The following is a 25,657-nucleotide window of genomic DNA, read 5'->3' as shown; positions in this document are numbered from 1 at the left end:
TTCATGAGTCAGAACAAACAGGCAACGTTGCTTTCCAGTGAGGATGCAGCGAGTCGGGGTTTTAGCACGGATAAAAAAATATCAGGAGGCTGTGCCAAGTGTGGCTATGAAGTTCTGATTTATTATCATTATGACTCAGGGGAGCCGGTTCCTAATGCGCCTTTTGTCCTCATTGACAGCAATAAAACGGAAATCCACGGGCAGACGGATGCTAATGGCCTCTGTTTTATTTACGACATGGGGGGCGGCACGTTTGAATTGATGCTGGAGGAAGGTGAAGACGAGTTCACGCCACAGGAAACCATACAAAACAACCCCGTATTACAGTCAACCCCAGGCTATGCCGCACTAGCGGGTGAATATTTCACGCTGTTCCTTCTCCTGCGTAAGCAGGGATTAGTGACGTATGACGTCGGTGACAGTAGTGACCGGCACGTTGATGTTGATGGCGCGGGAATATTCACATCAATTCCGGATGATTACACCAAGGCTTACCGTCGCTTTTGGGAACTGGATAAGCAAATTAATCGTGGCAATCGCCAACTGAAGCAGGCCATCAACAAGATCCACCATAGCCTCGCGGCAGAAACAGCGGATGCTGGTGGGGATGATAACGCCGCGCTCATGATGTTCTGCGAGATTATTCTGGGTTGTATCCCTGTGGTGGGACAAGCGTTGGACGTGTACTCCATTGGTGAGTGGTGTTGGCAAACCCATGAAAATCCTAAACTGATGGATGATCCACTGCATGTTGCCGGTGGTGTTTTGTGTGTGATTGGGGTGATCCCCGGGCTGGGTGATGCCATTAAGGTGAGCGGGCGGGCGATTATTAAAGCGCTGAGAAATGCCTCCTCACCTGCGGCGGTGCAGTTTGCCATCAAAACGATCCGCAGCCTGTCCAACGGTAATCTGGTGAAAGGCGTTACCCAACTGCGTGGTCTGCTGAAAGAGTACGGACAGAAAGGCAAAGCGATGCTGGCGACAATGCAGCAGGCTTTGGTAACGGCAATGAAGGCTTCGGAGAAAGATGGCTGGATTGTTACGCTGATGAAAGATCGGTTCAGCAAGATGCTCGACTATCTGGATCAGTTAGTTAAACGTTACGATGAAGCTATCGGAACCCTTGAGAAAGAATTTGATAAGTTTATTCCTCTGATAGTAACTCGTGTTTCCGGTAGCCCCCGCCCCAAAGGTTCCTTTGCGAAAAAGGCTGAGACCCCACAAAGCCATACAACGGCGGAGAGCAGGGCCACTAGCCAATCTTCAAGTTCGAAGTCTGCCGATTCTCCAACTACAGGTAAACAAACTGAGGTCAAACCTGATGGTGACAAAGGGAAAGACCATCGGCCTAAAAAGCAAGCTTCAGAAGAAAATGTCCCGCACAAACCAGAGTCGTCAAAACCCGCTAATGCCATTGAAGAAAAGCCTAAACCAAAAGAACCCGTAAAGAAAAAAAGCGAATCTGCTCCGGAAGAAGCGAACAGTATTAATGCGGGAAAAAATACTGAAAAGCCATCGGGGAAAAAAGGGGCTGAGCAGGATGCACAGGCAAAGGATGGCGGCACCAAGGCAAAAACAGACGACATTAAGAAAAATGGCGATCCGGTAGATATGGCGACCGGTGCCGTGGTGGAGAAGCGCACCGATATTCAGCTCAGTGGTCAATTGCCACTTTCACTGCAACGCTACTATCGTTCCACGGGAGAGCGACATCCCGGTTTGTTGGGGAGTTTGTGGCGTACCAACTGGGATATCAGCCTGACGCTCAACAACGGGGTGGCAACGCTAACGGATAGTGAGTTCAATCAGGCATTCTTCGCCCTGCCCAATGAAGGAGAAGTTAGCCGTTCGCCATCTAACCTGCAATGGCGGCTGACCCGTCAGCAGGGTGAGCTCGTCCTTCATCATGTCGATGGGCTGCGCTACCGGTTTGAACACGCACTCGGTCTCCAGCTTTGCCTGACGTCTATCGACGATGCGGCGGGTAATCGGGTGACTTTCGAGTGGATGCTGAGCGAACTGTGCTGGATTGTGTTGTCAGACGGGCGCTTGATTCACGTCACAACCGATCGCCGACGGATCACGGCACTTACGTTGTGTACCCCGCAGCGTCAGCCATTAAAAACGCTGGCGAGCTATACCTATGATAATCGCGGGCATTTACTGAGCGTGCGGGCGGATGAGGGGCGCAATTTTGACTATCGCTACTCACTGGAAGGCTGGCTGCTGCGCTGGTCGGATTTAGGTTCGACCTGGGTTGAGCACGACTATGATAAAAAAGGCCGCGCCATCCGGGACAGAACCTCCGAAGGTTATTGGCCGGGTTACTTTGAATACGACGATGACACGCTGACCAGCCATTACCACAGTGGTTTTGGCGGGGTATTCAGCTATGTGCGCGACGAACGCAACAATATTCTGCTCCAGCGTACGCCAGATGGTGGTGAGACCCATTTCGAGTGGGTGGATAACCAACTGGTGGCGGAGACTGACCCGCTGGGTGGCCGTACGGCGTATCAGCGTAACGACTGGGGGCAGGTGACCGAGGTTGCTTTGCCGGACGGCGCCACACATCAGTATTTGTATGATGACAACGGGCAACTGTTGGCCTATACCGACCCGTTGTGCTGCGAATGGCACTACCAGCGTAATACGGCCGGTCAGGTTGTGGAGGTGAACGACCCGGAAGGGCGTGAGTGGCTGTATTCTTATGGCGAAACGGGACAGTTGTCGACGGTGATAGGGCCGGACGGCGTGTTGCAGCGTTATCACTATAACTGCCGTGGCCTGCTGAGCAGTCTTGAACGGGATAATGCGCCACCGGTAACGTTCCGGTATGACGACCTTGATCGCCTGACGGAGCGACATATCGGGCATGAGGCGGGCGTGCAGGTCCGGCGTTGGGAATATGACGGCGTGCGCGAGTCACCGTCGAAGGTGGTGTACGAAGACAGTAGTGAGACGCAGTTTGGTTATGATGTGGAAGGTAACCTGACGGCAGTTACGGATGCGCTGGGCCAGCGCTACCAGTTCCGATACGGAGCGTTTGATAACCTGCTGGAAGCAACCGACCCGTTGGGTGCAACCGTTCGCTACCACTACAATGCGGAAGCGGAGTTCGCCGGGGTGACGAACAGTCAGGGACGAGACTGGACGTACGGCTTTGACCATAGCGGGCGGCTGAGTGAGGAGCGGCATTACGACGGCCGGGTATACCGTTATCACTACGATGTGGCAGACCGTCTGGTGCAGCGCACGGCACCTGATGGCAGTGCACTGCATTATGAACATGATGCAGCAGGGCGGATAACGCGTATCACGGCGCGGAGAGCGGACGGGGAAACGGACGGCATCACCGAGCTGGAATATGATGTTGCCGGTAGGCTGACCCAGGCCGCCAGCCCGGACGCGGTGGTGGAATACGCCTATAACCGGGCGGGCCAGGTGACGTCGGAGATGGTCAACGGCGAGGCGGTGCAGAGCGGTTACGACGCGGGTGGTCAGCGTGCGGTGGTGGAAGGTATTCTGGCACCACTGCAGCTGGCGTGGCAGTCGGGGCGGCTGTCGTCTCTGGGCATCGGTTCACACCAGCCGTTGCAGTTTAGCCACACCGCAGCGGGCGAAGAGCAGCGACGCAGTAACGGCAGCGGGTTTGCATTACGCCACGAGTGGAGCCCGACGGGGTTGCTGCAGCGTCAGGCGCTGGAAGGGGCGGACGGGCGGGTGAATGACGTGCTGGAGCGTCGTTATCAGTACGATGTGCTGGACCGTCTGACGGGTATCACCGATAGCCACTGGGGTGAGCAGGCCTTCCGGCTGAACGGGGCGGGTCAGGTGACGGCGGAGCGCCGTGATGAGGGACGTCGGCGTCAGGCACGGCTATTTGGCTACGACAGCGAACAGAACCTGTGCGAGGTGTCGCAGATAGCGCCGGGTCTGGGTGAGACGCTGAAGGTGCAGGATGCGGTGGTGCAGTCGTCGGCGCGGTACGATGCGGCGGGTCGGGTAATCGAGCGGGGCCATACGCAGTACCGTTATGATGACTGCGGGCGTCTGGCGATGAAACGTGAAACGCGTCCGGGGTTCAGGCCGAAGGAAACGTACTTCGACTGGGACGTGCAGGACCGGCTGGTACGGGTGAGTCTGCCGGACGGGGCACGGTGGCGCTATCGTTACGATGCATTTGGTCGCAGAATCAACAAGGTGCGCGAGGGACAGGTGCCGTCGGCACAGGCGGTAGCGCGGGTAGCGTACCGGTGGGATGGTGACCAGCTGATTGGTCAGCAGCAGTACCGGGCAGACGGCTCCGCAGCGCGGGAAGTGCAGTGGGTGTATGAGCCGGGGAGCTTCCGACCGCTGGCACAGGTGGAAGCGCAGGGCGATAGCACACAGTTGCACTACATCGTGACCGACCTGACAGGAACCGCGCGAGAGCTGTGCAGCGAGGAAGGCGAAGTTCGCTGGCGCGGCGAACAGGGTCTGTGGGGTGCGCATCGCGAAGAGCGGCGACCTATCCCGTTGCGGCGTTACCTGGGTGATGCGGCAAACGAGGAAGTGTACTGTGAGCTGCGCTATCAGGGGCAACTGTACGATGCGGAAACGGGGCTTTACTACAACCGACATCGTTACTATGATGCGGAGAGCGGACAGTATCTGTCGCCGGACCCGATAGGTTTACTTGGGGGAAATAGACCTCAGGCGTATGTTTCCAATCCTCTAGAGTTCTGTGATCCTCTGGGGCTGGATAAAAAAGGGCCAGCAGCAATGGGGCCTCATGGGACGCTGAAAAAGGATCCCAGCCCTGGACAGTCCCACCATTTAAACCAAGATGCAGCATATAGAGATGTTATTCCAAGAGAGAAAGGTGCGGCTATTAAGCTGGAAGGTAATGCGTTTACAGAGCCGGGAACGCCTCACTATGAAGCCCATAGCTCAATGGAGAAATTCTGGGATCAATATAGGCGGGGTGGGGAACTTAATGGCCAGCGACCTACTAATACGAAATATACTCAAGCATTGAAAAGATCTTTGGAGGCTGCTGGGTTACCTGCAAATGAGGTAAATCAGGCAGTAAGGTATAGTATACAAAATAGAGTTCAGCATGGTGCTCTTGGCGGTATGAAGGTACCTAGGATCCCCGGAAGAATTAATCAGGTTAAACCATGAAGATATCTAATGATGCTGTTGATAGACTGCTTAAAATAGATTGGTTTGCTAATGTTGGCAACCAATGCCTTATTCCTAATGTCAAAGTTGCTGCCTCTTTGAATGAGGCTAATTTTTCTTTGAGTAGCCCTGATTGGGAAAATGTTACTCTGGAAGAGTCCAATGAAATATCAGGATATCTTGCAGTTAAATACACTGTTATTTTTCAATATTGGAACGACTTAGCGCAAGAAGCTAAGTCTTTTTTGAAAGGTAAGTTGTTAAAACAAATACCTCATTTGAATGGTTTTGACAATGTCCTACTTTTGCAATGTATTGAATGGGATGTTGTTAGCTACTTAATTGAAGGTGCATATAAAGATAAAATTAAAAAACCGCTATTTTTTGATTCTTTGATTCACATCTATGAATCAGGTCATATACCCTGTGGTTGGGATGGTGTGTGGCCTAATGGTAAATTAGTGGTTTATTGATATGTAAAAATAGCCGAAAGAGATCTTACGATCCTTTCGGTTTTTTAATGTTACGTTCTGATTGTTAAAATGGTGAGGCTGGCTGATTATTGCTGGAAGTGGTTCTTTCATGAATGACGAATTTAATATCATGAATATAAAAGAAATAGGTAATAAGATATGTGACCATCTTATTTTATCTTCTCATCAAAAAGAAGCGTTGGAAATCGACGGTCTTTTAAAAAAGATCTTTAATGAAACCAATGATCCCATTGAGAAGAAAATAGTCATCGATAATTTATTATTGCGTTGTCACCCTAAGTGGCTAGGTGATTATTATGTTGAAGGTGTCACTTATCAAGATTGGACTAATTTAATATCAAGGTTCGATCGTTCGCTTAATAAATTTAAGAAGAAGTTGAAAGATTAATAAAAATGCCGGAAGTGATCACATTATCCTTCCGGCTTTATTATTTTTAGCGGTTAGTCAGCCGCTACAGATTAATCTGCGTCTCAATAATAATCCTGCCGCGCTCCACCGTGACGGTCACCGGCATCCCAGTGATAAAGCCCGACTCTTCCAGCCAGCGGCCTTTTAGGTTGATGGCCGACGGCGGGTTGGATTTACCATTATGCGGGGCGTATCCCACGGTGTAGTAACGCTCTGTTTTGCCTGCTTTATTAACGGTGACGCCTGACTTAGAATGTGCCTTAGCCATAGTAACTACCTCGTTTAGTTGCTTGTGGTGAGCGGGCTGACGTGTTGCAAGCGCGTCAGTTCCGCGTTAACTCCGTTACTTTGCCAGCGCCTGTAACTGCTTCTTGGTTAAAAAGGCATCCAGCAACTTCTTAATCACTTCCTTATCCTCATCGGGCAACTGCTCGACTTCCTGAAACTGTCGCAATAGCTCCCGGTCTTCAAACCTTGCCTTAGCCGCTTCATCCCTCGCCCCTTCCAGCAGGTAATCCCCGGTCACATCCAGCGCATCGGCCAGACGCTTTAACGTGTCGCCGCCCGGTCGGAGCGTAGAGAGTGAGGGCGATAAATTAGATCTCATTAGGGATTTGGTTAAAGTAGATGCTTTGTTCCTATTTGGTTACGGTTGGTATCCGTCAGAGGTTATGGCGAATTATAAAGAAAAAGGACTCTATGTAGGAAAGTATAAATTTATTTCATGTTCAGATTCAAGGAGTTATAAAGTTGAAGAAAAATAATTAACGCAATCTGTTATTCATCACTGCTTGTTAACTAATCAAGTGTCAGCGTATTACGATAAATACTCCCTTCTTTCTACCCGAATCTCTTTCCTTTCAAGCAACGCTTCAATCGCCAGCGATTGGCTGATTAGCTTGTTTTGTGTAGTCCAATTTCCATTATAATTATTCCCCCTTATTCATAGCATTGCCGTTGTTGCTAATGGTGCCTGCCGCATGATTCCCCTCCTCATTTATGATACATAAAACGTTCTCTATTTCCCTATATTAAATTTATGATCTAAATTAATTATTAGCATTGTAAATAAAAATACTGAATATGTTATTCAGTATTTTCTTTGTACACATGAAGGGTTTTTATTCTATTGTTTCTGCGCCATAGCTATGTGGTTAATTCCATTTTTAAATTAATGTAAATTAATGAGGTTATTTTGGATATAATTAATAATGAATTAGTTTCATCACTAATATTAAGTGAGTTAATTCAATACCGGCGTCGATTCACCCACTCGACGAAATCAGTGAGTGAAGAAGAGTCTCTGGTAACTCAGGTTCAATTACCCAGAATTCGTGATTTTGTTGACGAAGGTCGTCGGGTTGAACTTATTCTACCAGCGTTTCCCGTTAAATCCCCCAGCCCTTATAAGGTGCTGGGGAGAATGCCAGACATGGCAGAGCGCTTGTCCCTGATATTTCTGAATTCGTTATGTCAGCGTATTCAGCTTTATTATCCACCTGGCGCACATATCCGTATTTGCTCGGATGGGCATGTATTTGGCGATCTGATTGGGACCAGCGACGAAACCATTAACACCTATCAGGATGAGATCGAAAACTTATTGCATGAACTGGGCGCGGTTCATCTCAGCGTCTTTAATCTTAAGGATGTAGAGAATATGGCGGCACTCACCGCTGACTATGACCATCTTCGCCAACGGCTGGTTGAGGATTACGCCGAATCGGCAGAGGAGATCAAGGAGCAGCTTATGCAGAGCGAAGAAGGTTTACAGCTTTATCGTTCAATAACTCGCTTCCTCTATGAAGATAGCCTGCGGCCTGACTATACCGGCTCTAATGCAGCCTTACAGAAGGATGCTAAAAAACGCGCATGTGGCGTTATTCAACGTAGCTGGGCGTGGGGCAATCTGCTTGCTGAAAATTTCCCAGACGCTATCCGTTTGTCTATTCACCCTCAACCTGCGGACAGCCTGAAACTGGGTATTCATATGATGCCCACCAAAGATGACTGGTTAACGCCTTGGCATGGTGTTGCCGCCAATGTTAATGGGCAGTTTGTGCTTATGAAGAATACGGATGCGCAGCAGTTGGCCGGTGAAGTTGTGGAAATTCGTGGTACGCCTAGCCACTACTTAGTTAAACAGTCGGACGTGGCATAAGCGTGCTCTTTTCTCACCTTATGATCTGCTGAAAACATCGATATTGTCATCTTATAAAGGAATATACATGATGGAAAATAGAGTGAATTGCAGCATCGAGCTGCTTTCTCCTTTTGGCGCGCTATTGACCCCTGTTGAAGCGGGGCAGAGCATCGCCACACTGCCGATCGACTCACTGCGTGAACTTGCTCGCGAGTATCACCTTCTGGTGCTACGTGGGTTTTCTTCTGGTTTTTCCGATCCCGAAACGTTGACTGAGTATGCCGGTCACTGGGGGGAAATCATGATGTGGCCTTTCGGGGCAGTGCTGGATGTAAAAGAGCATGCGGATACCAAGGATCACATCTTCGATAACAGCTATGTGCCGCTACACTGGGATGGAATGTACAAGCCAACGATCCCTGAATTTCAACTGTTCCATTGCGTTTCTGCGCCGGGGCAGGATCAAGGTGGACGCACCACTTTCGTTGATACCACACGTTTGCTGGCTGAGGCCGATGCACCGTTAGTCGAGGAGTGGCGTCGTGTTTCAATCACTTATCGCATTAAGGCCGTTGTGCATTACGGTGGTGAAGTGACTTCACCATTGGTCATTCCTCATCCTAACGGCGTTGGTGAGATCATGCGTTATAACGAACCGCCGACCGAAGGGGAGCGTTTCCTTAACCAGCATGCGCTGGAATATCATCATGTTACGCCGGAAGCGCAAAACACATTTAGCCAGACGTTACGGCAGCATCTGTACGATCCCCGTTATTATTATGCGCACCAATGGCTACAGGGCGATGTTGTGATAGCCGACAACTTCTCGCTACTGCATGGACGCGAAGCGTTTACGGCTCATTCGGCTCGTCACCTGCAACGTGTGCACATTCAGGGAACCCCGATTTGCGTGAATACCTGTATTGATAACGCAGCATAAGGGAAAGCATCATGGCACATATTCTCATGGCGGCGATGGCAACGCCGGGGCACGTTTATCCGTTGCTGAGCATCGCTCGCTATTTGGTTGCGCAGGGGAACGATGTCACGCTGTTTAGCGGCGCGTTATTCCGTGAGCAGGCGGAGGCCGCTGGGGTAGGGTTTATTCCTTTTAGCGATGATATTGATTTTGACTACAGGCACCTTGAGCAGCATTTCCCTCTGCGAGCCACGCTGCCACCAGGTAACGCGCAGATGGCTCTGGCGCTGAAAAATTTCTTTGCTGCGCCGATTCCATTGCTGGATCGCCAATTGCGTGAAGCGCTGACAAAAACCAATGCCGACCTGCTCATGGTTGAAAACTGTTTTTATGGTGTCTTGCCGCTGTTGCTCTCTAGGCGGCGGCCTCCTGTCATCGTGATAGGCGTTACACCGTTGTCCTACTCAACAAGAGATTCTGTTTTCTATGGGCCCCGCATACCCCCTAAATTGCTGCTGCCCGATCTAAGCCATGAGCAGCTTGTCGATGAGGAAACTCGGGGATTCATGAACGAGGTTCAGCACGCATTTAATCACGCGATGGTGCTGGCGGGAGGAAAGCCGCTTGAGCGGCCTTTTATGGATGCGTTGATTGGCCATTGCGATCGTTTCTTACAGCTATCCACTACTGAGCTTGAGTATCAGCGTGACGATTTACCACAAAGTGTGCGATTTGTTGGACCATTATCTCACCATGTTGCAACTGAGTGTGTTCCTGAGTGGTGGGCGCCGGACGACAGTCGGCCGCTTATTATCGTTTCACAAGGAACACTGGCGAATGTCGATCTCCAGCAACTCATTGGGCCAACGTTACGCGCACTAGCTGACTTACCCGTCAGGGTGCTGGCGACCACGGGAGGACGTTCAGTCGATTCCCTGAAAGCATCCTTACCTGAAAATGCCAGAGTGGTGAGCTTCCTCTCTTATGACGATTGGCTGCCGACGGCGTCGATATTAATAACCAATGGTGGATATGGTTCGATTAATGCTGCGCTGAAAGATGGCGTTCCACTCATTGTGGCTGGGGTAGGGGAAGATAAACAGGAGGGCGCTGCGCGCGTGGTGTTTGCCAGATGTGGGATTAACCTGCAAACCAGTACGCCAAGTGAACAGCAGATTAAGCAATCCGTGATTGAGATATTGGAGGATCCCGGCTATTTACAGCGAGCAAGATGGATTCAGGCAGATTATGCCAGTCATGATGCGTTTGCTCTGATTAATACCGAAGTTAATACGCTATGTCAGGTAAAGGAGGGCGGTATCACATCAGCCAGTAATACCTCTCTGCTCCATGTCTAGCCATTACTTTATATAGTCATTATTTTACATAGCCATGTGCTGAAATCAGCCACGCGTTATGGGGTGAAATGGTGCCCCATAACGCTATGGCGAATCATGTTATTTCTATAGCGCTTTATCGGTCAACAATGCGACCTTGCTAGCTGTTGATACGCGCTCAAGGTAGGCGTGGACGTTAGGGCCAAACTGCACGCCTTTCACGATCGTGAGCGACAGTAAAATAGGGAACAGAATAAAATCGGTAGTGGAAATAGCGTTGATGTTTGCCAAACGCGGCTCCAGTGCTTCGAGTTTCTGCTCTACTTCCGCAATCAATTCCGGCGTTTTCGCTATCAGTGCATCCAGATCGCCAAAGGCTTTTTCTTCACGCTGAATGTAGGCATGACGTGCTTCTGGCATGGAAAGTTCTTTGAAATCGGCTTTTGTGAAGCGGGGAATCGCAAGGTTAAATACTGCGCTGGAAACGGACTTACACCAGGCTTCAATCTCAGCATCAACCGGTTTGTCGGCGATTAACGGGGCTTGCTTGCTGTCAACATAGTGGACGATATCCATGCTTTCCGGCATGAAGCTGCCATCTTCTTTCTGCAGGATAGGCACGACTTTGCGGCCTACCATGCGCGTTGGTGTGTCGGCGTCGCCTTCCATAATGACGGATTGCTCAACAGGCAGATTTTTCAGACCAAAAATCATTCTGGCTCTGACACAGAATGGGCAGTGTTCGTAAATGAAAAGTTTCATGCATCGCCTCGTAAGATTTTGAAAAAGGCGGCAAAAGTTTGCCAGCCCTGTCATGACAAGTTATGCCATCAGAGTAATACTTGATGCAGTCAGCGGTAAAGCGAATGTGGTCACCTCTGCTGAGTGCAAGAAAAGGAGAGGCACGATGTGAATCCGCATGACTCATGCTGGATTGCGGTATGATGCGATGTAACTCCTTTTGCGGAAGAGAAAAAATGGATCGCCTGAGCGCGTTGGAAGCATTTATCTGCGTTTTTGAAACGGGTTCGTTTTCCGCCGCGTCCCGCAGACTCGGTATTGGGCAGCCTGCGGTTTCCAAAGCGATTATGCAGCTTGAAAACCAACTGGCAACGCCACTGCTGATCCGCTCTACCCGAGGCCTGACGCCAACAGAAGCCGGGCAGAATTTTTATGAGCAAATCTCTCCCGCATTAAAAATGCTGGGGGATGCTCAGGATCATGTCGTGAGTGGGAGCACGGCGCTGTCCGGCCGGCTACGCATCGGTGCACCCGTTACTTTCGCCAGACAACTCATAATACCGCGGCTCCATGAATTCATGGCAGAGCATCCACAGCTAAACGTTGATGTCATTCTTGACGATCGTCCGATCGACCTGATTGCTGAAGGGATTGATGTGGCACTGCGTTTGGGCGAGATGAAGGATTCAAGCCTGATCGCCCACCGGCTGGCGTCGTGTTCCATGCGTCTGTTGGCAACCCCTGACTATTTCGCGCGTTATGGTATTCCCGCTTCTCCTGACGCACTGACTGCCTATCCTGCTGTCATCTATTTGCAGGGAGAGAGAACCGACCGCTGGACCTTTTCTCAGGATGGAACACAGACTACGGTATTCCCCAATGGGCGTATTCGTGTGTCTGCGGCGGAAGGTGTGCGTGCCGCGGTGCTGTCCGGTGTAGGGTTGATTGTGGCGTCTGAATGGATGTTTGCACCAGAGCTTGAGAGCGGGCAGGTCGTTACGGCACTGGATTCATGGTCGTTGGGTAAGATGGATTTATGGGCTGTGTATCCCGGAGGCCGCATGACATCAGCTCGCGCCAGAATTTTTACCCGCTTCGTTCAGCATCTCTTTTCTTAATTTATTCCTATTCGGAATAGGTGATATCCATTTTACCTCTCTACTGGGAATGATTACCGCCTCTTATGCTGTACTCATCGCTTGCCGACTTCCGGCGGGAAACACACAGACAGGTATGATGATGAGTACATTATCCAGCGAAGCCGATGTCAGAACACCGCATGCTCCCGGCAAAGTATTGATTTTCTCAATGGCGGCAGCCAGCGGTATTTCTGTTGCCAATATCTATTACAACCAACCGATGTTGGGCGTGATTAGCGAAAGCTTTACGTCGAGCGGCGCGACCTCACTCATCCCAACGGTAACGCAACTGGGCTATGCCTTGGGGCTGCTATTGCTGGTTCCACTCGGTGATAAGTTTGATCGCCGTCGGCTGATTGTGTGGCAATTCTTGATGCTGGCGTTGGCTTCTGCGTTTGCTGCACTGTCGACATCAGCTTTCACCTTATTAAGTGCTTCGCTGCTCATCGGTTTTGGGGCTACCGCCGCACAGCAGATTGTTCCGGCTGCTGCAGCGCTTGCTGATGCGAAACAGCGCGGCGCGATTGTCGGGACGGTGATGAGCGGGTTGCTGAGCGGCATCCTGCTTAGCCGTACGGTTGCGGGCCTTGTGGCGGAAAGCGCAGGCTGGCGTGCGATGTTTTGGTTGAGCGTACCGCTGGCACTGGCGGGCGCGTGGGCGATGGGAAGAATGTTACCTGCCTCACCTTCGAATCAAGTCGTTCGTTACCGTGATCTGATGCGTTCGCTAGTGACGCTGTGGCGGAATGAACGCGCATTGCGCAAAGCTACGCTGATTCAGGCGCTGCTGTTTGCATCGTTCAGCGCGTTCTGGAGCGTGCTTGCGCTGTATCTGGAAAGCGGACGTTTTCAAATGGGGGCCGCTGCCGCGGGCCTGTTTGGCGTGATTGGTGTGGCGGGTATTTTTGCTGCTCCGCTGGCGGGAAGATTGGCCGATAGAATCGGTAGCCGTCCAGTTGTGATCGCTGGAGCACTCCTGACGCTGCTGTCATGGGGGATATTCATCGGCTTCGATTCTGTTATTGGCCTGATTATTGGCGTTGTCCTGCTCGATCTTGGCGTTCAAAGTGCGTTAATTGCCAATCAGCATGTGATCTATGGGCTTGGTGATGCTGCCAGAGGGCGAATCAATACTGTGTTCATGGGCGGTATGTTTTTGGGTGGCGCGGGAGGATCCTCAGTTGCGATGGCTGCATGGCATCAGGGCGGATGGTTGATGGTCGGGGGGCTTGCCAGCGCGTTGGCAATCATGGCTCTGCTGGCTGCGTTGATGAACACAAAAAAGTAGAATTATGATCGGAAAAGCAGGTTGAAATAGCCAGATATTGCGATAAGGACGCATCGCCAATGTTGTTTTACAACCGACAGATTAACCTTACTTGCTGATGACAATACTATACATTTGGCTTGCTATAGTCCTTGCATCCCTTGTCAGTACCTCACATCTCTGTGAGTGTTGTGTAGTTAACCATCCCTGTCATTAGAATGACCTTAACCCGCCTTGTGCGGGTTTTTTTTGCCTGCGTTCTGGCTAGCGGTATTCGCGCTGAACGTATCTATACCGTGTCGTTTTGGATTGAATGATCGGGGACTATTTTGGTAACGACCCGATTTCTGCCTTCATGCTTGGCCTGATAGAGTGCGTCATCCGCAGTTTTCAACACGCTATCGATTTGCTCTGTTCCTGGAATAAAACAGGTGACGCCTAATGAAATCGTGATGTTTTCAGGAATTGGCAGCGGCATTTTTTCAACTTTTTTACGCAGCCGTTCGGCAATCTCAGTGGCTCGCTTCATGTCCGTATCGGGCAGGAGTGCCAGAAACTCCTCCCCACCGGTGCGACAAATCAGATCGGATCCGCGTGAGCCTTGTTTTATGTTTTTAGCCAGCAGCCTGATGACGTCATCGCCAATATTGTGTCCGTAGGTATCATTCACGCGTTTAAAATGGTCGATATCAATCACGATGGCTGCAACCTGATTACTCTTTGACAGAATGAGTTCAATATTTTCATAGATGCCACGGCGATTGAGTAACCCAGTGAGCGGGTCGGTGTGGGCCTGTAAACTCAGTTTTCCAATCCGCTTGTGCAGTAACACCGTACCAAAAAGAATAACGCGTTTTAGCTGATCGACTTCGAAGTACCATGAGGGAACTTTCTTAATTTTTTCAATGACGCCGTGTTCCTCCATTTTGCTGGCTGAAACTGCCAGCAAACGTAAAGGGTTGGCAATATAAAAGGCGAGTAGGGTGAGAGCAATAAGCGTTAATGCCATTACCGGCGCACCTTCATATAGGACGGAACGCATGACACCGTTAATTGAATCGATCACGTTTTGGGAAGGATGTAAGGTAATGATCACCCAGCCAGATGACTCGACTGTATCAAAACCAACCAGAGACGGAGTACCTTGCATGTCGGGCATGGCGAGAGTTCCACTCTTCTTGTTCTGAAATACGTCTTTGATTTTCTTGTCACTGATGGATTTGCCGACCCACTGTTTATCCGGATGATAGAGAACCACGCCGTTTTTATCGATGACATAAACGCTGGAGTAATCATTATAGAAATGGGTATTCATGAATTCGTTTAAGAAGCTTTTGCTTTTTAAATAAATCGTCCCACCGATGTAACCGAGATAATTTCCCTGTTTGTCTTTTATGGGGGAGGAAATCAATACGAGTAGATTCCCCGTCACGGAAATATAAGGCTGGCTGATTAGCGGCTTCTGTTCCGTCAACGCCAACTTGCTGGCATCTGAGGTCAGCGTACTACCTTTTAGGTTGAGTGACGTTGGGTAAACCGCGCGTATGCGGTTCTGGCTGTCCGCAATAAAAATAGAATTAAAGCTTTGGCTCATGTGGTATGCCTGTTCGCTTTTCTCTAACAGCGCATTATCGTTACTAAAATTATCTGCAATCCATGTCGCGCTGTAGGCTAGTTCCTGCTGCGCGGAGGATAAAAAACTTTCGGTGGTGGCAGCCAATTTGGTGGAGTAATTAAGGTTTGAATTAAGTATCTGATCGGTAATGAGCTTTTTTTGTACGTTGTAAACGGCGATATAGGCATTCGTCAGCGTAATCACCATGCTGATAATCGCGAGGGATAAAATGAGCGAACGTAAATTGATTGGGAGACGCTTTCTTATTTTCATGGTGTCCGCACCTACTTTCCGCTAGGTAAGCAAATTTAATCTTTCTTGTTTTTATGAAAATTTGTTATGTAACACGGGCTGAACATCCCTTGCGGCCGTTGAATAAATTCCTCCTATTCAAAGTTATAGACGCTAATTGGACTATCTTGCAACATGCAAGATCTCCACTACTTCAGCTTAATGGAGGGAATGCACGATCTCCAGTGTTCCGTTAATGATGAATTGCACACCCATGCAAACCAGCAAAAATCCCATCAACCGTGAAATGGCTTCAATACCGCTTTTTCCGATCAGGCGCATAATCAGGCCAGAGCTTTTCAGACTGAGCCAGACGATCAGGCTGATCAACATAAAAGTGAGTACGGGGGCAACGGTAACAACCCATGGCGTGATGTCTACGCCGCTCTTGATCTGTGAGGCAGAACTGATGATGAGGGCAATGGTGCCGGGCCCTGCAGTGCTCGGCATCGCCAGTGGAACGAAGGCGATATTGACTTCATTGGCGGAGAAACTGTCGTCAATTTCTTCTTTTTTACTTTTGACTTCCGGCGCGTGTTCTGGCTTTTGCTGGGGAAAAAGCATGCGAAAGCCGATGAAGACCACAATGAGCCCACCGGCAATACGCAATCCGGGAATGGAAATCCCGAAAGTGTTCATAACGATTTGGCCCGCGTAGTACGCGACGGTCATGATGATGAAGACATAGAGCGAGGCCTGAAAGATCTGACGATTTCGCTCCCCTTGGCTCATGTTGCCGGACATTGCCAAGAATACCGCTACCGTTGTCAGTGGATTCGCGAGTGGCAGGATTAACACCAGACCAAGACCAATGGTTTGAATCAATTCCAGCATTCTACGTTCCTTTTATTGGGGCGTTTTCGTCAGTTCAGGAAAATGGTCAGTAATGATCTGTCGCTATGGTGTCTGGTGCAGCTTAGACCCGCTCATCCTCCGCTAATTTCTTAAAACGATAGAGTGTTTTCGTCAGCATATCGCGAGAAAACATATCGAACATTTGGCCGATCTTTTTCCCGATCAAGCCTCCAGGGGGATTATAGCGGATCGTCAGCGTCACAGCCGTACCCGCTTCCGACGCTGCAGGGTGAAAAGACAGTCGACCTTCATTGGGAACGCGTGCTCCTTCCAGAGAACGCCAGTGGATATACTCCCCCGGTTTTTCGTCAATAATACGAGCCTGCCACTCAATGAGTGCGCCAATCGGTGTGTTAATTCGCCAGTTGGAATCGGTATGGTTCAGTATCTCGATACTGGCGAAATGGCCCATCAGAATCGGCAACGTTTCCGGTTTGCGCCAAAGATCAAACAAGCGTTCTGCCGGGCGATTAATCGTAATGCTGCTGCTGATTTCATTGGCATAACTGCCGTTTTTCGCTGCGGTTTTTCTTAAGAAAGAGGGAAACACCTGTCATCCTCCCTAATGGATTGTTACCCCTTAATGGGCATATATACGCCATTCTGACCGATATCGCCCAGCGAAGCAAAGTTGGATAGGGTGGCGATAGTGTGGGTGCAGGCTATTGCAGCAATAGCTCGAACTTTTACACGCCTAATGTTGCGTTAATGTTCATTCGGTACTGTAAGTATCAGACAGAAGCCGAATGAAGTGCCGCAAAACACCAGGGTTTTTACATAACAATAATAGCAGTACCCCGCCCACTATTTTTAGTGGGCTTTTTTTTATTTTAATTTCCCTATTTAGGTATTTTATTCTTATGCGAATTGATATTGGTCAATTTATCGTTAATAGATTTGTACCTATTAAGATGTAATAGTTATTTATCCATGTGTTTTGAATTATAAATAATGTGCTGATTGTGGATGATTTACTTTTTAGCTATGTCGTGATACGTTTATAGCCAGCTTTTATGCTGGTGGGAATAAAAATGAATAATCCATTTGTTGCCAAGTGGAGCCGTAATGGTAACCTGCTTTGTCACGGACATTGGCTAATATCTTATAAAGAAAAAGACTTCGCGCTGCCGGAAAAATATAAAGAAAATCATATGGGAACGATGGGGATCTACTCTATCATTGATCCTGATGATGAACTCTACCGAGACGGATTAGATGAGGATGATTGGATTCTTGGAAATATCGACTGGCTTGCCGATAGTTTTGAAGAGAACAATATCCCTATCGAAGAGTGTTATTTTAGATATTTTTTTCAGGCTATAAATAAGCAGGACTGGCGATGTACTAGTTGTGCAGGTTGTATGTAAATCAGACTGTCATTATTAATTCCTCCAATCCCTCAGTCTTTCCGTCGAACCTTAATCTATTAAGACAATGCTGTTGTCTGCTTGATTATTCGACGGCGTTTTATACGGCTTTTCCTCGTTTTTCATTCCTTTTTCATCGCCTTTGCTATGCGCCTCGCATACCGTGCTGCGGGGCGTCTTTTTCGGGTAAAAGTGTTACCCTGACCAAACAATCCTTGATTAAGATGAGGCAGCAATGACGGAAGCTGACATTCTACGGTTGAGTGCTTTGGTGGGCGAGAAACTGAAAGCGCGTGGTGCCACGTTGACGTGTGCAGAATCCTGCACTGGAGGCTGGCTGGCTAAGTCTATTACTGATGTTGCGGGCAGCTCTGGCTGGTTTGACTATGGGTTTGTAACGTACAGCAATCTGGCTAAGCAGCGTCTGGTCAATGTTAGCGCAGACACATTAGAACGACATGGCGCAGTGAGTGAAAACGTCGTCAATGAGATGGCCGCGGGGGCTTTGCAGGCCGCCGATGCAGATTTTTCCGTATCGATCAGCGGCGTTGCTGGGCCAGACGGGGGGACGGAAGAGAAACCTGTCGGCACAGTGTGGTTCGGCTTCACCGACAAGCAGGGTGGGGCATTCGCTCGGACAATGCGGTTCAACGGAGACCGAAACGCGGTACGTCTGCAATCGGTCCATTTTGCGCTGCAAACGGTGCTCGACGCGTTTCTGAAAAAATAACCTTGATGCTGTATGTGTATACAGTATAATGTCAGTAATTATTCAGCAATTCATGATTAAGCCGCCGCGTAGAGACAGTAGCTTTACGCCGCATGACAGGAGCAGAAATGGCTATTGATGAGAACAAACAAAAGGCACTTGCGGCAGCACTGGGCCAAATCGAAAAGCAATTTGGTAAAGGTTCTATCATGCGGTTGGGCGAAGATCGCTCAATGGATGTTGAAACCATTTCTACAGGCTCTTTGTCCCTTGATATTGCTTTAGGTGCCGGCGGTTTACCTATGGGCCGCATCGTTGAGATTTATGGCCCTGAATCTTCTGGTAAAACCACGCTGACTTTACAGGTGATTGCTTCTGCTCAGCGCGAAGGTAAAACCTGTGCGTTTATCGATGCTGAACATGCGTTAGACCCGATTTATGCGAAAAAGCTTGGCGTAGATATTGATAACCTGCTGTGTTCTCAGCCGGATACGGGTGAGCAAGCGCTGGAGATCTGTGATGCGCTAACACGCTCTGGCGCTGTTGACGTTATCATTGTCGACTCAGTTGCAGCCTTGACGCCAAAAGCTGAAATTGAAGGTGAAATCGGTGACTCTCATATGGGCCTTGCGGCACGTATGATGAGCCAGGCTATGCGTAAGCTGGCGGGTAACCTGAAGCAAGCCAATACGCTGCTGATCTTCATCAACCAGATCCGTATGAAAATTGGTGTGATGTTTGGTAACCCTGAAACCACTACTGGTGGTAACGCATTGAAATTTTATGCCTCTGTTCGTCTGGATATCCGTCGCACTGGCGCTATTAAGGAAGGCGAAGAGGTTGTCGGTAGCGAAACTCGCGTGAAAGTCGTGAAGAATAAAGTGGCAGCACCGTTCAAACAGGCTGAATTCCAAATTCTGTACGGCGAAGGCATTAATATCCACGGCGAGTTGGTTGATCTGGGTGTGAAACACAAACTGATCGAAAAAGCGGGTGCCTGGTATAGCTATAACGGCGACAAGATCGGTCAGGGTAAAGCGAATGCTTGTAATTTCCTGAAAGAGAATCCAGCGATTGCTGCTGAACTGGATAAGAAATTGCGTGAAATGCTGTTGCATAAAGGTAATGAGCTGACGCCTGCCGCCGCGGGAAATAGCCATGACGAAGGCGAATTCGCTGGTGAAGGCAACGAAGAGTTTTAAGGGTGGTTGAATTATCTGTGACAGAACACTTCAGCGGATAGATGGATGAATAAACCATTACGCTATGCGATGAACGTGCTTTCTGTTCGCGATTATAGTGAAACCGAAATACGCCGCAAATGTGCGGCGTATTTATATAAGTCAGAAAGTACGGAAAGTGAAGCAGGTGAAGCCGCTGCCCGAGCTGCGACAGAAGACATAGAAGCTGCCATTGCTTACTGCAAAGAACACGATTGGCTGGATGATGCGCGCTATGCTCGTCGTTATATCAGCAGCCGGAGCCGTAAAGGTTACGGTGCCCAACGGATTAGAATGGAGCTAAGCCAGAAAGGAATCGATAAGACAACGTTAGCCATGGCATTGAACGATAGTGATATCGATTGGTGCGCGCTAGCGAAATCTGTTGTGGAACGAAAATTCGGACATCCCCTGTCTGATGAATGGAAAGACAAAGTCAAACATCAGCGATATCTGCTCTATCGTGGCTTCTTTCATGAAGAAATCCAGTCAATTTATACGAATTTTTCAGATTGAACGCACACGGGATTTTACTTCCCAGCGAAGAAAATTTATCTTATTCCCACTTTTTGTTCGTGAGTTGCTCGGTAACGTCAGCATGCTGGACTAACCTTGCCCGCGATCTGTTCTTCTAGCTTGATTCCAGGACAATTATGAGCAAGAGCACCGCTGAGATCCGTCAAGCGTTTCTCGATTTTTTCCACAGTAAGGGACACCAGGTTGTTGATAGCAGCTCTCTGGTGCCGAACAACGATCCGACATTGTTATTCACCAATGCGGGTATGAATCAGTTCAAAGACGTGTTCCTCGGGCTGGATAAACGCAGCTATGTCCGAGCGACGACCTCACAGCGCTGTGTGCGTGCCGGTGGTAAACATAATGACCTGGAAAACGTAGGTTATACCGCACGCCACCACACTTTCTTTGAAATGTTGGGTAACTTCAGCTTCGGTGATTACTTCAAGCATGATGCGATCCGCTATGCGTGGGAATTGCTGACCTCGCCCCAGTGGTTCAACCTGCCGAAAGAAAAACTGTGGGTAACGGTATACGCAACGGATGATGAGGCCTACAACATTTGGGCTGATGAAGTTGGCGTACCGCACGAAAGAATTATTCGTATTGGTGATAACAAAGGCGGGCCTTACGCTTCTGATAACTTCTGGCAGATGGGCGAAACGGGGCCGTGTGGTCCATGTACCGAGATTTTCTACGATCACGGTGAGCACATCGCGGGTGGCCCGCCGGGAAGCCCTGATGAAGATGGCGATCGCTATATCGAAATCTGGAACTTGGTATTCATGCAGTTCAACCGTCAGGTTGATGGCACAATGTTGCCGCTGCCGAAACCTTCCGTCGATACCGGTATGGGATTAGAACGTGTTTCTGCCGTGTTGCAGCACGTCAATTCAAACTATGACATTGATTTGTTCAAAACGCTGATTGATGCGGTAGCGAAAGCCGTCGGTACAACGGATTTAACCAATAAATCATTGCGTGTTATCGCCGACCATATCCGTTCTTGTGCATTCCTGATTGCCGATGGCGTGATGCCATCCAATGAAAATCGGGGTTATGTTCTGCGTCGTATTATCCGTCGTGCTGCGCGTCACGGCAATATGTTGGGCGCTACGGATACCTTCTTCTACAAATTGGTCGCGCCGCTGATTGAAGTCATGGGCCCGGCGGCTGAAGAGTTGAAAAAGCAGCAGTCTGTGGTTGAGCAGGCGCTGAAGATGGAAGAAGAGCAGTTTGCCCGCACGTTGGAACGTGGCTTGTCTCTGCTAGACGAAGAAATTAAAAACCTGAAAGGGGATACGCTGGATGGTGAAACTGCCTTCCGCCTGTATGACACCTACGGTTTCCCTGTTGACCTCACGGCGGACGTTTGCCGCGAGCGTGGCCTGAAAGTCGATGAAGAAGGCTTTGAAGCTGCGATGACGGCTCAGCGTCAGCGCGCGCGTGATGCCAGCGGATTTGGTGTGGATTACAACAGCCTCATCCGTGTAGATGAGAGTACGCCATTCTGCGGCTATGAAAAAACGCAGCAGCAAGCAAAAGTCATTGCGCTTTATCACAATGGGAACGCGGTTGATCAGATCGCGGCAGGTGATGAAGCGGTAGTGATTCTGAACGAAACGCCGTTCTATGGTGAATCCGGCGGTCAGGTTGGCGATCAGGGCGAACTGAAAAATGCAGGCGTTAGCTTTGCCGTTCAGGATACGCAGAAATACGGTCAGGCAATCGGCCACGTTGGTAAACTGACGCAGGGTACGCTGCGTGTTAACGACAGTGTCGATGCGAATGTTGATAACCAACGCCGCGAGCGCATTCGTCTGAATCACTCCGCGACGCACTTGCTGCATGCCGCGCTGCGTCAGGTTCTGGGCGATCATGTCGCACAGAAAGGTTCTCTGGTTAATGACAGCTATCTGCGCTTTGACTTCTCACATACGGAAGCGATGAAACCTGAACAGATTCGTCAGGTTGAAGATATCGTCAACGCACAAATCCGTCGTAATCTTACCGTACAAACGGATGTTATGGCGTTGGATGATGCGAGAGCGAAGGGCGCGATGGCGCTGTTCGGCGAGAAGTATGACGATCATGTCCGCGTTCTGACGATGGGTGATTTCTCCATTGAGCTTTGTGGGGGCACGCACGCAAGTCGTACCGGTGATATCGGTCTGTTCCAAATCATTTCTGAATCGGGTACTGCTGCTGGGGTGCGTCGTATCGAAGCGACCACGGGTGAGAATGCGCTGTCCGCGCTGCACCGCCAAAGCGACGTTCTGCAGGACATTGCGCAACTGCTGAAAGGGGATAGTCACAACCTGACGGATAAGGTACGCTCTGTTCTAGATCGTACCCGCGCGTTAGAGAAAGAGCTTCAGCAGTTGAAGGCTCAGCAAGCGGCGCAGGAAAGCTCGTCACTGTCCGGCAAGGCAAAAGAGGTTAACGGTGTGAAGTTGCTGGTTACGCAACTGGACAACGTAGATCCTAAGCTGCTGCGCACGATGGTTGACGACCTGAAGAATCAGCTTGGGTCTGCTGTTATCGTTCTCGGAACGGCGTCAGAAGGCCGAGTTAGCTTGATTTCTGGTGTAACGAAAGATCTGACCGATCGCGTAAAAGCTGGGGAGCTAATTGGGTTTGTTGCCCAGCAGGTTGGCGGCAAAGGTGGTGGTCGTCCAGATATGGCTCAGGCTGGTGGCTCAGACGTATCTGCGTTACCTGCTGCACTGGCGAGCGTTGAATCTTGGGTTGCTGCGAAGCTATAAACGATAGATAACGTTTTATTCGCGTTATCCAACAAAACGCCATAACTTTCTGGTTGTGGCGTTTTTGTCTGCGGAAAAGGATCCGGCAAACAGGATATAAAGTGTGTTACCTTCAGATATTCTGAAGCTTTATATGCTCAGTCCTGTTGTTGTGATAACAAAAGCACAAGCTACTGATATCGACTAAACTAACAAGTAGTGACACCGGAGTGTGATGGTGGTTATACCATCGTCTAGGTTTACGTTTTCACGGCACATGATGGATAATGGCGGGGAGACAGAGAGACCCGACTCTTTATAATCTTTCAAGGAGCAAAGAATGCTTATTTTGACTCGTCGAGTTGGCGAAACCCTCATGATTGGCGATGAGGTAACGGTTACCGTATTAGGAGTGAAAGGCAACCAGGTGCGTATTGGTGTTAATGCGCCTAAAGAGGTTTCTGTCCACCGTGAAGAGATCTATCAGCGTATTCAGGCAGAAAAATCTCAACCTACGTCATATTGATTGACAATGCGTCTCGTGTTCGCGGGACGCAATTGTTATTTCCTGCTTTTCCCCCACACATTTATCGATGCATCGACTTTTACTATGCGCTTATTGTCGCAAGGTAACCGTCTGTTTTTCTGTCGATAAAACAGACTTTTTGTTGTGAAAGTGCGCGTCTTGGATGCGAATTGTTCAAACGAACGCAAGGTGGGAAAAATTGTTTGACTTATAAGTCTGGGAAAGTAATATGTGCGCCACGCAGTACCGGTGAGCACTAACAAGAAGTACTTAGTAGCGAAACAGGTAATGTAAGGTGAGGTGGCCGAGAGGCTGAAGGCGCTCCCCTGCTAAGGGAGTATGCGGTCAAAAGCTGCATCGAGGGTTCGAATCCCTCCCTCACCGCCATTTAATATGCATCCGTAGCTCAGCTGGATAGAGTACTCGGCTACGAACCGAGCGGTCGGAGGTTCGAATCCTCCCGGATGCACCATTAAAGACAGCCTTTGCAAGGCAAGTAATATTAGTGAAAGCAAGTTTTGTCGTAGATGAAGAATTAGTAATGCATCCGTAGCTCAGCTGGATAGAGTACTCGGCTACGAACCGAGCGGTCGGAGGTTCGAATCCTCCCGGATGCACCATTCTTAAGTATCTCGTTTAATTACTCACCCCATATTTCTGCACCACACTCTGCATCCGTAGCTCAGCTGGATAGAGTACTCGGCTACGAACCGAGCGGTCGGAGGTTCGAATCCTCCCGGATGCACCAATTTTGACGTAAATAAATCATTATCTGTTCTTGTCTAGCCGTTAACCGAATCGCTTCGTATAAGCGAAGGCGTTTCAATATTAAGTAGACAATTTTTCTCAGCAGCACCATCTTTGTTTTACCACTTCGCTCTCTTCCATATTTTTAGCGCTACAGTGCCACTGTTTTCCTGTTCTGCTAATTCAGACCGATATTTTTCTAAGCATGCTCCTGCATGAACTCTTATCTCTTCTCCTGCCTATATATTGAGATTGAACCTACGTATAAATGAAGACTGCCTTACTCCTATAGTGATAATTACCTGTTTTTTATAAGGTTATTGAGTAAGCGACAACGTTTTCACTTTACGATAAAGTAAGCTCTCTTTTCAGTGGTCATGGAGTCATGATGTACGATCGCTATCAAGGGCTGATCTTTGATATGGATGGCACCCTGCTTGATACAGAGCCGACGCACCATAAAGCGTGGGATCTGGTTCTTGCCCGATATGGTATGAGTTATGATGCCAGTGCCATGACCGCATTGAACGGTTCGCCTACCTGGCGTATTGCGCAGCGTATTATCGACAGCCATCAGGCTGATATTGATGCTCACCAACTGGCCGCGGAAAAAAACGCCATTGTTGAGGAAATGCTGCTAGATACTGTGAAACCACTGCCGCTGATTGATGTTGTTAAACATTATCGCGGGCGTCGTCCTATGGCGGTCGGCACGGGTAGCACGCATGGTATGGCAGACAGATTACTCACGCATTTGGGTCTGCATGACTATTTTGACGCGATCGTTGGGGCTGATGATGTCACGCAGCATAAGCCTTTCCCCGATACTTTTCTGCGTTGCGCAGCGTTGATTTCTGTCGCACCGGAACACTGCATCGTGTTTGAAGATGCCGATTACGGTGTTGAAGCCGCTAAGCGAGCTAATATGGCCGTGGTTGATGTCCGAACATTGTGAGTGAGTTCTGGGCCGTTTTTTCTCTTTTCTGGAGTAGCCTGCTCAGCGCAACATTGTTGCCCGGCAGTTCGGAAGTTCTGCTGGTGACATTATTGCTGGCTGACAGCGCAAAGCCCTACCTGTTGATCACAGTAGCAACGGTAGGAAATACGCTGGGTGGGTTAACAAATATTTTTATAGGGCGCTTACTCCCTCAACCAAAACAACAAGCTGGGTATACGGTGGCCATGCGCTGGTTACAGCGCTATGGTTGCGCTGCGCTGTTATTTAGCTGGGTGCCGGTAGTAGGCGATTTATTGTGCGTGTTAGCGGGTTGGTTACGTATGCCCTGGGTGAAATCGGCGGTTTTTATCGGAATTGGAAAAGCGCTACGATATATCGTATTAGCAGGTATAACGTTACAGGGTATGGCGTGGTGGTCTTAGCCAGGTTGCAATGCAAACTGGTGAGTGCTGCTGAGTTTCAATTATGCTTACAACCATTACATTTTAACAACG

General features: G+C 49.3%; 22 protein-coding genes and 4 tRNA genes. 20 read left to right on the top strand and 6 right to left on the bottom strand.

All coding sequences use genetic code 11. The features are described 5' to 3' along the window. The first annotated feature begins 3 nt into the window (after nucleotides 1–3). From A0G03_RS15990 to A0G03_RS15980, 3 genes are all read left to right on the top strand, one after another. Nucleotides 4–5,166, top strand: coding sequence for an RHS repeat-associated core domain-containing protein (locus A0G03_RS15990; protein WP_241771515.1), 5,163 nt, complete (start codon nucleotides 4–6; stop codon nucleotides 5,164–5,166). Then, nucleotides 5,163–5,639: a hypothetical protein gene (locus tag A0G03_RS15985; RefSeq protein ID WP_048261788.1), complete on the top strand. Its 477-nt coding sequence runs from the start codon at nucleotides 5,163–5,165 to the stop codon at nucleotides 5,637–5,639. Before A0G03_RS15990 ends, A0G03_RS15985 begins: the two co-directional genes overlap by 4 nt. Before the next feature lie 109 nt (nucleotides 5,640–5,748). Then, a complete protein-coding gene (locus A0G03_RS15980; protein ID WP_241771514.1) occupies nucleotides 5,749–6,048 on the top strand; it encodes a hypothetical protein in 300 nt (99 codons plus the stop codon). Nucleotides 6,049–6,112: 64 nt separating this feature from the next. On the opposite strand, the gene A0G03_RS15975 is transcribed toward A0G03_RS15980, so the two are convergent. Both A0G03_RS15975 and A0G03_RS15970 read right to left on the bottom strand, forming a co-directional pair. Next, entirely contained in the window at nucleotides 6,113–6,337 is a 225-nt protein-coding gene (locus tag A0G03_RS15975) for a SymE family type I addiction module toxin (RefSeq protein WP_048261787.1), read from the bottom strand. A 75-nt stretch (nucleotides 6,338–6,412) separates the two neighbouring features. Next, complete coding sequence (locus A0G03_RS15970) at nucleotides 6,413–6,676, bottom strand: hypothetical protein (RefSeq protein WP_048261785.1); 264 nt, start codon at nucleotides 6,674–6,676, stop codon at nucleotides 6,413–6,415. A 588-nt stretch (nucleotides 6,677–7,264) separates the two neighbouring features. Here A0G03_RS15970 and pvcA point away from each other — a divergent pair. The 3 genes from pvcA to A0G03_RS15950 all read left to right on the top strand — a co-directional run bounded on the left by pvcA (nucleotide 7,265) and on the right by A0G03_RS15950 (nucleotide 10,489). Beyond that, complete coding sequence (pvcA, locus tag A0G03_RS15960; protein ID WP_048261783.1) at nucleotides 7,265–8,230, top strand: L-tyrosine isonitrile synthase; 966 nt, start codon at nucleotides 7,265–7,267, stop codon at nucleotides 8,228–8,230. Nucleotides 8,231–8,300: 70 nt separating this feature from the next. Next, the gene (locus A0G03_RS15955; RefSeq protein ID WP_072062060.1) at nucleotides 8,301–9,152 is read left to right on the top strand and encodes a TauD/TfdA dioxygenase family protein; all 852 of its coding nucleotides are present in this window, start codon (nucleotides 8,301–8,303) and stop codon (nucleotides 9,150–9,152) included. 11 nt (nucleotides 9,153–9,163) lie between these two features. Then, nucleotides 9,164–10,489 (top strand): glycosyltransferase, encoded by a 1,326-nt coding sequence (locus A0G03_RS15950; RefSeq protein WP_048261779.1) that lies wholly within the window; start codon nucleotides 9,164–9,166, stop codon nucleotides 10,487–10,489. 105 nt (nucleotides 10,490–10,594) lie between these two features. On the opposite strand, the gene grxB is transcribed toward A0G03_RS15950, so the two are convergent. Beyond that, the gene (gene grxB, locus A0G03_RS15945) at nucleotides 10,595–11,230 is read right to left on the bottom strand and encodes a glutaredoxin 2 (RefSeq protein ID WP_048261777.1); all 636 of its coding nucleotides are present in this window, start codon (nucleotides 11,228–11,230) and stop codon (nucleotides 10,595–10,597) included. Nucleotides 11,231–11,445: 215 nt separating this feature from the next. Between grxB and A0G03_RS15940 the strand changes: the two genes are divergently transcribed. Continuing rightward, nucleotides 11,446–12,327, top strand: coding sequence for a LysR family transcriptional regulator (locus A0G03_RS15940; protein ID WP_048261776.1), 882 nt, complete (start codon nucleotides 11,446–11,448; stop codon nucleotides 12,325–12,327). A 121-nt stretch (nucleotides 12,328–12,448) separates the two neighbouring features. Then, nucleotides 12,449–13,636: an MFS transporter gene (locus A0G03_RS15935; protein WP_048261774.1), complete on the top strand. Its 1,188-nt coding sequence runs from the start codon at nucleotides 12,449–12,451 to the stop codon at nucleotides 13,634–13,636. 268 nt (nucleotides 13,637–13,904) lie between these two features. On the opposite strand, the gene A0G03_RS15930 is transcribed toward A0G03_RS15935, so the two are convergent. The 3 genes from A0G03_RS15930 to A0G03_RS15920 all read right to left on the bottom strand — a co-directional run bounded on the left by A0G03_RS15930 (nucleotide 13,905) and on the right by A0G03_RS15920 (nucleotide 16,926). After that, nucleotides 13,905–15,503 (bottom strand): sensor domain-containing diguanylate cyclase, encoded by a 1,599-nt coding sequence (locus A0G03_RS15930; RefSeq protein ID WP_048261771.1) that lies wholly within the window; start codon nucleotides 15,501–15,503, stop codon nucleotides 13,905–13,907. 177 nt (nucleotides 15,504–15,680) lie between these two features. Then, nucleotides 15,681–16,355, bottom strand: coding sequence for a MarC family NAAT transporter (locus tag A0G03_RS15925; RefSeq protein WP_048261769.1), 675 nt, complete (start codon nucleotides 16,353–16,355; stop codon nucleotides 15,681–15,683). A gap of 82 nt (nucleotides 16,356–16,437) precedes the next feature. After that, nucleotides 16,438–16,926: an SRPBCC family protein gene (locus tag A0G03_RS15920; protein ID WP_048261767.1), complete on the bottom strand. Its 489-nt coding sequence runs from the start codon at nucleotides 16,924–16,926 to the stop codon at nucleotides 16,438–16,440. 481 nt (nucleotides 16,927–17,407) lie between these two features. Here A0G03_RS15920 and A0G03_RS15915 point away from each other — a divergent pair, with 481 nt between their 5' ends. The 12 genes from A0G03_RS15915 (at nucleotide 17,408) to A0G03_RS15860 (ending at nucleotide 25,585) form a co-directional block, all read left to right on the top strand. Further along, entirely contained in the window at nucleotides 17,408–17,743 is a 336-nt protein-coding gene (locus tag A0G03_RS15915) for a hypothetical protein (RefSeq protein ID WP_048261765.1), read from the top strand. 235 nt (nucleotides 17,744–17,978) lie between these two features. After that, complete coding sequence (pncC, locus tag A0G03_RS15910; protein ID WP_048261762.1) at nucleotides 17,979–18,473, top strand: nicotinamide-nucleotide amidase; 495 nt, start codon at nucleotides 17,979–17,981, stop codon at nucleotides 18,471–18,473. A gap of 107 nt (nucleotides 18,474–18,580) precedes the next feature. Continuing rightward, the gene (gene recA / locus A0G03_RS15905) at nucleotides 18,581–19,654 is read left to right on the top strand and encodes a recombinase RecA (RefSeq protein ID WP_048261760.1); all 1,074 of its coding nucleotides are present in this window, start codon (nucleotides 18,581–18,583) and stop codon (nucleotides 19,652–19,654) included. Between the two features lie 45 nt (nucleotides 19,655–19,699). Next, the gene (gene recX, locus A0G03_RS15900) at nucleotides 19,700–20,188 is read left to right on the top strand and encodes a recombination regulator RecX (protein ID WP_048261757.1); all 489 of its coding nucleotides are present in this window, start codon (nucleotides 19,700–19,702) and stop codon (nucleotides 20,186–20,188) included. A gap of 137 nt (nucleotides 20,189–20,325) precedes the next feature. Beyond that, on the top strand, nucleotides 20,326–22,953 hold the full coding sequence (gene alaS, locus A0G03_RS15895; RefSeq protein WP_048261754.1) for an alanine--tRNA ligase: 2,628 nt from the start codon (nucleotides 20,326–20,328) through the stop codon (nucleotides 22,951–22,953). Between the two features lie 319 nt (nucleotides 22,954–23,272). Next, the gene (gene csrA / locus A0G03_RS15890; protein ID WP_005972168.1) at nucleotides 23,273–23,458 is read left to right on the top strand and encodes a carbon storage regulator CsrA; all 186 of its coding nucleotides are present in this window, start codon (nucleotides 23,273–23,275) and stop codon (nucleotides 23,456–23,458) included. A gap of 294 nt (nucleotides 23,459–23,752) precedes the next feature. Then, nucleotides 23,753–23,845: transfer RNA gene (locus A0G03_RS15885), tRNA-Ser, on the top strand. Between the two features lie 8 nt (nucleotides 23,846–23,853). After that, a tRNA-Arg gene (locus tag A0G03_RS15880) sits at nucleotides 23,854–23,930 on the top strand. 71 nt (nucleotides 23,931–24,001) lie between these two features. Beyond that, nucleotides 24,002–24,078: transfer RNA gene (locus A0G03_RS15875), tRNA-Arg, on the top strand. A 51-nt stretch (nucleotides 24,079–24,129) separates the two neighbouring features. Next, nucleotides 24,130–24,206: transfer RNA gene (locus A0G03_RS15870), tRNA-Arg, on the top strand. A 387-nt stretch (nucleotides 24,207–24,593) separates the two neighbouring features. Continuing rightward, nucleotides 24,594–25,160, top strand: a complete 567-nt coding sequence (yqaB, locus tag A0G03_RS15865; protein ID WP_048261751.1) for a fructose-1-phosphate/6-phosphogluconate phosphatase — start codon at nucleotides 24,594–24,596, stop codon at nucleotides 25,158–25,160. Next, entirely contained in the window at nucleotides 25,157–25,585 is a 429-nt protein-coding gene (locus A0G03_RS15860) for a YqaA family protein (protein WP_048261749.1), read from the top strand. The genes yqaB and A0G03_RS15860 overlap by 4 nt, the downstream gene beginning before the upstream one ends. Nucleotides 25,586–25,657 lie beyond the last annotated feature (72 nt).

The organism is Pectobacterium peruviense, assembly GCF_002847345.1.
GTDB classification, from domain to species: Bacteria; Pseudomonadota; Gammaproteobacteria; order Enterobacterales; family Enterobacteriaceae; genus Pectobacterium; species Pectobacterium peruviense.
Note: the sequence above shows the minus strand (reverse complement) of the source record. Positions and strands in the feature narration are given on the sequence as shown.

Coding starts and splice junctions, on each gene's coding strand:
- A0G03_RS15990 (WP_241771515.1), top strand. CDS start 4: ATGAGTCAGAACAAACAGGCAACGTTGCTTTCCAGTGAGGATGCAGCG.
- A0G03_RS15985 (WP_048261788.1), top strand. CDS start 5,163: ATGAAGATATCTAATGATGCTGTTGATAGACTGCTTAAAATAGATTGG.
- A0G03_RS15980 (WP_241771514.1), top strand. CDS start 5,749: ATGAATGACGAATTTAATATCATGAATATAAAAGAAATAGGTAATAAG.
- A0G03_RS15975 (WP_048261787.1), bottom strand. CDS start 6,337: ATGGCTAAGGCACATTCTAAGTCAGGCGTCACCGTTAATAAAGCAGGC.
- A0G03_RS15970 (WP_048261785.1), bottom strand. CDS start 6,676: ATGAGATCTAATTTATCGCCCTCACTCTCTACGCTCCGACCGGGCGGC.
- A0G03_RS15955 (WP_072062060.1), top strand. CDS start 8,301: ATGGAAAATAGAGTGAATTGCAGCATCGAGCTGCTTTCTCCTTTTGGC.
- A0G03_RS15950 (WP_048261779.1), top strand. CDS start 9,164: ATGGCACATATTCTCATGGCGGCGATGGCAACGCCGGGGCACGTTTAT.
- grxB (WP_048261777.1), bottom strand. CDS start 11,230: ATGAAACTTTTCATTTACGAACACTGCCCATTCTGTGTCAGAGCCAGA.
- A0G03_RS15940 (WP_048261776.1), top strand. CDS start 11,446: ATGGATCGCCTGAGCGCGTTGGAAGCATTTATCTGCGTTTTTGAAACG.
- A0G03_RS15935 (WP_048261774.1), top strand. CDS start 12,449: ATGAGTACATTATCCAGCGAAGCCGATGTCAGAACACCGCATGCTCCC.
- A0G03_RS15930 (WP_048261771.1), bottom strand. CDS start 15,503: ATGAAAATAAGAAAGCGTCTCCCAATCAATTTACGTTCGCTCATTTTA.
- A0G03_RS15925 (WP_048261769.1), bottom strand. CDS start 16,355: ATGCTGGAATTGATTCAAACCATTGGTCTTGGTCTGGTGTTAATCCTG.
- A0G03_RS15915 (WP_048261765.1), top strand. CDS start 17,408: ATGAATAATCCATTTGTTGCCAAGTGGAGCCGTAATGGTAACCTGCTT.
- pncC (WP_048261762.1), top strand. CDS start 17,979: ATGACGGAAGCTGACATTCTACGGTTGAGTGCTTTGGTGGGCGAGAAA.
- recA (WP_048261760.1), top strand. CDS start 18,581: ATGGCTATTGATGAGAACAAACAAAAGGCACTTGCGGCAGCACTGGGC.
- recX (WP_048261757.1), top strand. CDS start 19,700: ATGAATAAACCATTACGCTATGCGATGAACGTGCTTTCTGTTCGCGAT.
- alaS (WP_048261754.1), top strand. CDS start 20,326: ATGAGCAAGAGCACCGCTGAGATCCGTCAAGCGTTTCTCGATTTTTTC.
- csrA (WP_005972168.1), top strand. CDS start 23,273: ATGCTTATTTTGACTCGTCGAGTTGGCGAAACCCTCATGATTGGCGAT.
- yqaB (WP_048261751.1), top strand. CDS start 24,594: ATGTACGATCGCTATCAAGGGCTGATCTTTGATATGGATGGCACCCTG.